This is a genomic window from Metabacillus mangrovi, from assembly GCF_009711125.1.
Taxonomy (GTDB): domain Bacteria; phylum Bacillota; class Bacilli; order Bacillales; family Bacillaceae; genus Metabacillus_B; species Metabacillus_B mangrovi.
The window spans coordinates 46,104-53,114 of sequence record NZ_WMIB01000026.1 but is presented as its reverse complement, the minus strand read 5'-3'; the positions used below and the strand labels follow the sequence as shown (position 1 = coordinate 53,114).

The following is a 7,011-nucleotide window of genomic DNA, read 5'->3' as shown; positions in this document are numbered from 1 at the left end:
GAAACCAAAATTCCTATGATTAGGAGTTAACTGCGGTGTATCCATACATTTTTTGTAAGACGTGCATCGCTAATGGGACTGACCCCCCTTTCCCAACTGATTCAACTGATCTCCATCTATTCCCCATCAAATCCCGCCTGTCCTCATCCCCCACCCTCCCAAACAAAAAACCGGAGCCACACGGCTCCGGTTTTCTTATCAATGATTGGCCAAAAACACAAAGTACAGAACAAAAATCACGAACAGCCCATACATAACCGGGTGGATTTCTTTTCTTCTGCCGCTCATGATCATGGTGATCGGGTAGAAGATGAAGCCCATGGCAATGCCGGTTGCGATGCTGTAGCTGAGCGGCATGGCGATGATGGTTAAAAATGCCGGTACTGCTACCTCAAACCGTTTCCAGTCGATTTCTCCGAGTGAGGATACCATCAGAACCCCGACGATGATCAGCGCGGGTGCTGTGACGGATGCCGTGATGACTCCGAGCAGCGGGGAGAAGAACAGGGCGAGCAGGAAGAGTCCGGCTGTGACGACGGAAGCGAATCCGGTTCTTGCGCCTGCTGCTACGCCGGCGGATGATTCGATATAAGATGTGGTGGTCGACGTACCAAGTATAGCTCCGATGGTTGTGGCGCCTGCATCTGCGAACAGCGCTCTTCCTGCGCGAGGAAGTTTGTTGTTTTTCGTCAGGCCGGCCTGGTGGGAGACCGCTACAAGAGTTCCTGCTGTGTCAAAGAAATCTACGAACAGGAACGTCAAGATGACAACGAGCATCTGCAGGGTAAAGATCTGGTCAAAGTTTGCTAGTGCCGCTCCGAATGTCGGCTCAAGGCTTGGCACGGCTCCGACTACTTTAGTCGGCAGGTCGATTAAACCTGTGGCCATCCCCACGATTGCTGTGATCAGCATTCCGAAAAAGATACCGCCGTTTACTTTTTTCACGAGCAAAATCACGGTTACAATGACTCCGAAAACAGCAAGCAGGGTTTGTCCGTCGCGGAAGTTGCCGAGTCCGACAAGTACTGCATCATTGTTGACGATAATTCCTGCACTTTGGAACCCTACAAATGTAATGAAAAGACCAATCCCAGCTCCTACTGCAAACTTCAGTTCAGCCGGAATGGCATTAATGATTTTTTCACGAAGACCTGAGAGGGTCAAGACGATAAAGAATAAGCCGGACACCAGGACTCCTGATAGAGCGGTCTGCCATGGAATGCCCATCGTTAAAACGACCGAGAAAGCGAAAAATGCGTTTAACCCCATGCCTGGCGCGAGCGCTACCGGGTACCTGGCGATCAGGCCCATCAGCAGCGTACCGATGGCTGCGGCCAGTGCTGTAGCCGTAAAGACAGCCCCTGCATCCATTCCGATTCCCGCCGGCAGATCAGGAACAGTGCTTAAGGAAAGAGTATTCGGGTTAACGAAAAGGATGTAGGCCATAGACAGGAAGGTAGTGATCCCGCCGATAATTTCTTTGCGGTAATTTGTGCCGAGCTCGTCGAACTGGAAATATTTCTTCATCTTGTGGTTCCTCCTGTAATGGTAAGGAATCCGTCGCATAGGTTCATAGAATGGTATGAGTCCATATAAAAAGCGCTCCTGCTTGTAACAGGGAGCGCTTGACTGTGCCGATAATAGGAATGTGCAATTGCCGCACATTCGTCCTATCGCCGTAGTCAAGCCATTTAAGGTAGCTTGGTAGAAACTTTCGGGCCATATCCCCAATATTATACGACGTATTTCCTATTAGATTATATGAACATTCTATCAGCATCATTCGACAAAATCAATGGAAAAAACGAACATTTAATCAAAAATGTCCGTTTTCGTTCGTTTTATTTAGTTATTCCCACTCAATCGTTGCAGGCGGCTTGCTCGTAATATCATACACGACCCGGTTCACGTGGCTGACTTCGTTTACGATCCGCGTAGAGATCAATTCAAGAACATCCCAAGGGATTCTTGCCCAGTCCGATGTCATTCCGTCAATGGACGTAACCGCGCGGATTCCGATGGTGTAGTCGTACGTGCGGGCATCCCCCATCACCCCTACGCTGCGGATGTCAGGAAGAACCGTAAAGTACTGCCAGATTTCCCTTTCAAGATCGGCATTGGCTACTTCTTCACGTAAAATTGCATCAGATTCACGGACGATCTCCAGCTTCTCTTCCGTAATTTCACCGAGTACACGGATTCCAAGGCCCGGGCCCGGGAACGGCTGGCGCCAGACGATCGCATCTGGAATGCCGAGCTCTGTGCCGACTGCGCGGACTTCGTCTTTGAAAAGCGTATTCAGCGGCTCAATCAGTGTGAACTGCATGTCTTCAGGAAGTCCGCCAACGTTGTGGTGGGACTTGATGGTTTGCGCTGTAGCTGTTCCGCTCTCGATGATATCTGTATAGAGCGTTCCCTGTGCGAGGAATTCAATTCCTTTAAGCTTATGTGCTTCATCGTCAAACACATAAATAAATTCATTTCCGATGATTTTCCGTTTTTGCTCCGGATCAGAAACGCCCTTCAGTTTATTCATAAAGCGTTCCTGCGCGTCCACTTTGATGACGTTCATATTGAATCCTTCGCTGAACGTCTTCATTACACCCTCTGCTTCATCTTTGCGGAGCAGGCCGTGATCTACAAAGATACAGGTAAGCTGATCGCCGATCGCTTTATGGATTAGAACCGCAACAACAGATGAATCCACTCCGCCGCTAAGCGCGCAAAGTACTTGTTTATCTCCGACGGTTTCACGGATTTTCTGTGTTTCAATTTCAATAAAATTCTCCATTGTCCACTCATCATGGCATTGGCAGATTTCGTGAACGAAGTTTTTCAAAAGGTCATTCCCGAATTCAGAGTGGCGCACTTCCGGATGGAACTGAACGCCATACAGGCGGCGCTCTTCATTGCTCATCGCCGCGAACGGACAGGATGGGGAGACCGCATCCACTTTGAAGCCTGGAGGGATGTCGGCAACAAGGTCCCCGTGACTCATCCAGACAGTCTGTTCTTCTGGGAGCTGGGTGAAAAGAGAAGCGTTCTCCTGCACTTTGATGCGGGCTTTTCCGTACTCACGGTGTCCTGCAGCTTCTACTTTTCCACCAAGATAGTGTGTCATAAGCTGCATGCCGTAGCAAATGCCGAGCACGGGGATGCCAAGGTCAAAAATGCGTTCGTCACAGCGGAATGCATTTTCGCCATACACACTGTTCGGTCCGCCGGAAAGAATAATGCCTTTCGGATTGATTTTCTTAATCATATCTGCAGTAAGCGTATGGGGATGAAGCTCACTGTATACGCCGATCTCACGGATTCTTCTAGTAATCAGCTGGTTATACTGGCTTCCAAAGTCCAGTACGAGTATCATTTCCTGATCTTGAATGGATATTGTCATTGCGGCACCTCTTCTTCGGTCTGATTGAAATACAAAAAGCTGAAACTTTGCCCTCATATAAAAATACAAGAAGGCAGAATTCCAGCTTTTACGCGTGTATCCTGCCTTCATAGTCAGATCATTTAGGGTAATCCGGTAGAGACTCTCGAACCATATTATCGAGGATATATGAAGGGAACTATTCGTTTAATTTTCCTCATTCTATCAATCAGACAGACTTCGGTCAATACGATGTCCTTTTTATTAAATTTTCCCACAATTCCGCTACTTTATCCCATTCCGCTTTTGCATCATCTCTTTTATAAAGAGCTTTTTCATAGCTTGAGGTGATATGGAGCATATCGCGGGTGCTTAAGGAATAGTCTACGTTTTTCGCATATTCCCTCAGCGTCTCTCCCTCTCTTCTCCTGATTCCGGCGCGATCCAGCTGTTTTAGTAGAGCAGGATAGGCAAGAAAGAAGACTTCCCCGTCGCTTCTGTTTTTGTACCGGAGGACCGCCCATGCAGCAAGCCATTTTTTTCTCGTCGCGTATATTCCTGCTGCTGCAGCGGCCAGGATGCCGGCCAGAATATAAAAACCAGGGTTTCCGAAGCTGAACGTACTCCAATCAAACGTTTGTTTAGATGCTTCATTTTGCGGTTCGGAAGGATTATCCTGCGGCCGCTCCGGTGTCTCGGTTTCCGGCTGTGTTTCAGGGGCCGGGGCCGGGGTTTCTGTATCCGTATTTTCTGTGAAATAGTACGGATTGCTGAACCCTTTCGTCGGTTCGAATGTTACCCATCCCGCTCCCGGAAAATAGACTTCGACCCAGGAGTGGGCATTGTTATTCGTCACTTCATAGGTTCTGCCGCCGCCTTCGCTGTCAAACCCTCTGTATTCCCCTTCCGTATAACCCTTCACCCAGCGGGCCGGGATGCCGGATGCTCTCAAAAGAACGGTCATTGAGGTAGAGAAGTTATCACAGTATCCCTGCATCGTTTCGAATAGAAACTGGTCCACGTAGTCCTGGTTCTCAGCCGGTGTCCCGACCTCCTGTGTATTGTACGTAAAGTCCGAGCTGTTCAAGTGGGCTTCAATCGCTTTTGCTTTGTCGTACCAATTCTCCTTGCCTTCTGTCAGCCCGGCTGCAAGGTCAAGGACCCGCTGAGGCAATTCATCAGGAAGCTGCGTATAGCGGTTCATCAAATAGGCGGGTACTTCTCCCCCATCCGTAACGCCTTTCAGAACCTCCAGGTTATAGCTTGGATAATCATACCGGACTTCATAATTCCTGATCTTTTCATTTTCAGGGAGGCCGTCCGGGGTAATCAGCTGCGTATCCGGATTGACGAGCAGCCCATCCGCTTCACCGGAAACATATTCGTAAAACCCGAGCGGATAGATGACGTGATTGTACCGGTATTGATCGGCAATTTGAATCTTCGCTTTCAGCCGCTCAGTTCTCGTCCCTTCTTCCGACCAGCGGATGCCGGTCCGGTCTTTCTCCTTTGACTCAATCGATCCTTTGCGTGCAGTCCAGCCTTTCCCTGTGTAAATATCCTTCGACTCTACCCTCCAATAATGCCTTCTTTCAGAAGTGGCTGTGAACACAGGCGTATCATCCTGCATAAATGCACCGCCGAGATTCCGGTCGTTCGTGCCGTAGCCAATCCTCTTCATCCCGGACCCACCGTCCGCTTCATCGAGTGATCCGTAAGAAGTCAGGAACGGAACAGGATCCTCCCACTGCGGAGCGGCCTTCGGAGCTGAAACACCGGCAAGGATGGAGGCTGCAATAAAAACAGCGAGCATCATCGTCCACTTTAATCCGGTGTATTTTTTCAGCTTCAGCTTTTCCATCCCTTTCAGGCGGTCGAAGTTCAGCATGCCAAGGAGAACGAAGCCAGCGGCCGCGACCCTGATGACGGCTGCAGACGCATCATATTCGGTAAAGGTGTCCAGGACCGTAATATAGATGAGCGTCATGACGAAGAAAAACAGGATCCGCTTCTGGATGATGATCCAGTAGTGCAGCAGATAAACGAGAAGCCAAAGCAGTACGAAAAAAAGAAAGGTCCTGAACGGGGCGGTCATCTCAATCCAGGATGATGCGGGAACAAGGCTGATGTTGTAGGCCAGCTCCCCTATAAAGCTTGAGGCTGCTCCGATGACCGTTTCTTTTCCGTAAAACATAAGCCTCAATACCCCCATCACAAAAAGAAGCTGAAGCGGCACTGAAATCAGCCATGTAACCCGAAAGTACGTCAGCAGAAAATTGAGGGCGATGAACGCGACAAATATTCCGGTCGAACCGGTATCCGTATAAACATCAAGCGGAACAAGCCACTCCCACAGCAGCAAAAATGCAAACAGACAGTAAAGAGCGGCAGTGAGCGGACGGTTTCCGGGCGGCGAAGTCACTCTCATAGATTTTTCACCTCTTTTAAAGGCTGCTTAAAGCGATCTTCCGAAACGGCTTCGGACGGGATGCCCCTCTTATTGAGCCGGTCGAGCAGCACCTCTTCTTCCTGGGAGAGGGCTTCACCTTTGCGGCGGATAAAATAAAGTTCCATATTCCCATGGACGGCCCGGTATTCCAGCTTCCGGACAAGCTCAAGCGTCAACGCGGATACGATAAACAGCTGAGTGGACCGGTAGCCTCCCTGGCTCGCCATCCGCTCCTCCCACTGGCTGAGAGAATGAGCGCCCGCTTCAGGCTGGACCTTGGCAAGCTTGCGGAAGATGCCCAGAAGATGCTTGTCTCCCGGCTGGACAGGCGTGAAATCGAGCTCCTTGCCAAGCATCACAAAGCCGAGCGGAGTCCCCGATTTCACGAGTGCTTTAGCGAGTGAAGCAGTGAATGAAACCATTTCCTCAAAGGCTTCCGATGGATGCTGGTCCATGATGATCGTAGTTTCATGAGCCCGTGTCTGCTCAAATTCTTTTGTCATAAAGGTGTCCCGCTTAGCAGTCGCCTTCCAGTCAATCCAGGACATCCGGTCTCCGGGTTCATATTCCCTGACCCCTGAGGTCATGGAAGTGTCCTTGATGTATCGCTGGGAAGAGCTGTTGGGTCCCTGCTCATAATGCAGTTTTGAATTTTTCCAGGTGAGCGGATAGGTGAGCGGATAAATCAGCACGGTTTTTTCCGTGTGAAGAAGCGTTTCTTTTTCAAAGAGCCCCAGAAAATCACCGGTTTTAAGCCGGATTTTTGTGAAGTGATGCTCTCCCCGCCTCATTGATTGGATGGTGTAGGAAAAAACAGCTTCCCGCCGGAAACCGGCAAAGAACCACTTTCTTGCCGGGAGATCGGCGGCCGTCTGCTTCAGTCCTTCAGGGAGGCATTCTTCGGCAATTAAATAAATGAGCGGGAAGGGGAAATTCCGGGTTAACGTTATTTCTCCCTTTAATACATCCCCGGGTGCAAGCTGATCCTGGCTGATTGCACGGCTCGCCTCAAAGCTTTGCAGCGGATAGACGGCAAGCAGGACCGAGTAAACAGCAAACGGCAGGAAGGCGTAAAAGAGAAACCAGCTGACAAAGCCTCCTTGAAACATCGCATAGCAAAATGCAAGTGCCGTCAGGGTCAAAAGAAGGATCAGCTTCCAGATGAGCTTCAGGCTTTTCACCATTT

At 49.8% G+C, this 7,011-nt stretch carries 4 protein-coding genes and 2 riboswitches; all 4 genes read right to left on the bottom strand.

Annotation, left to right across the window (positions count from 1 at the left end; all coding sequences use genetic code 11):
- Positions 1 to 198 precede the first annotated feature (198 nt).
- The gene (locus GKZ89_RS18170; protein WP_155113821.1) at positions 199 to 1,527 is read right to left on the bottom strand and encodes an NCS2 family permease; all 1,329 of its coding nucleotides are present in this window, start codon (positions 1,525 to 1,527) and stop codon (positions 199 to 201) included.
- A gap of 132 nt (positions 1,528 to 1,659) precedes the next feature.
- Positions 1,660 to 1,761, bottom strand: a riboswitch (purine riboswitch).
- Positions 1,762 to 1,849: 88 nt separating this feature from the next.
- A complete protein-coding gene (gene guaA / locus GKZ89_RS18165) occupies positions 1,850 to 3,397 on the bottom strand; it encodes a glutamine-hydrolyzing GMP synthase (protein ID WP_155113820.1) in 1,548 nt (515 codons plus the stop codon).
- Between the two features lie 90 nt (positions 3,398 to 3,487).
- Positions 3,488 to 3,589, bottom strand: a riboswitch (purine riboswitch).
- A gap of 31 nt (positions 3,590 to 3,620) precedes the next feature.
- Positions 3,621 to 5,804 carry a transglutaminase TgpA family protein gene (locus GKZ89_RS18160; RefSeq protein WP_155113819.1) on the bottom strand — a complete coding sequence of 728 codons (2,184 nt, stop codon included), beginning with the start codon at positions 5,802 to 5,804 and terminating at the stop codon, positions 3,621 to 3,623.
- On the bottom strand, positions 5,801 to 7,009 hold the full coding sequence (locus GKZ89_RS18155; protein WP_241680319.1) for a DUF58 domain-containing protein: 1,209 nt from the start codon (positions 7,007 to 7,009) through the stop codon (positions 5,801 to 5,803). The genes GKZ89_RS18160 and GKZ89_RS18155 overlap by 4 nt, the downstream gene beginning before the upstream one ends.
- Positions 7,010 to 7,011: the final 2 nt, after the last annotated feature.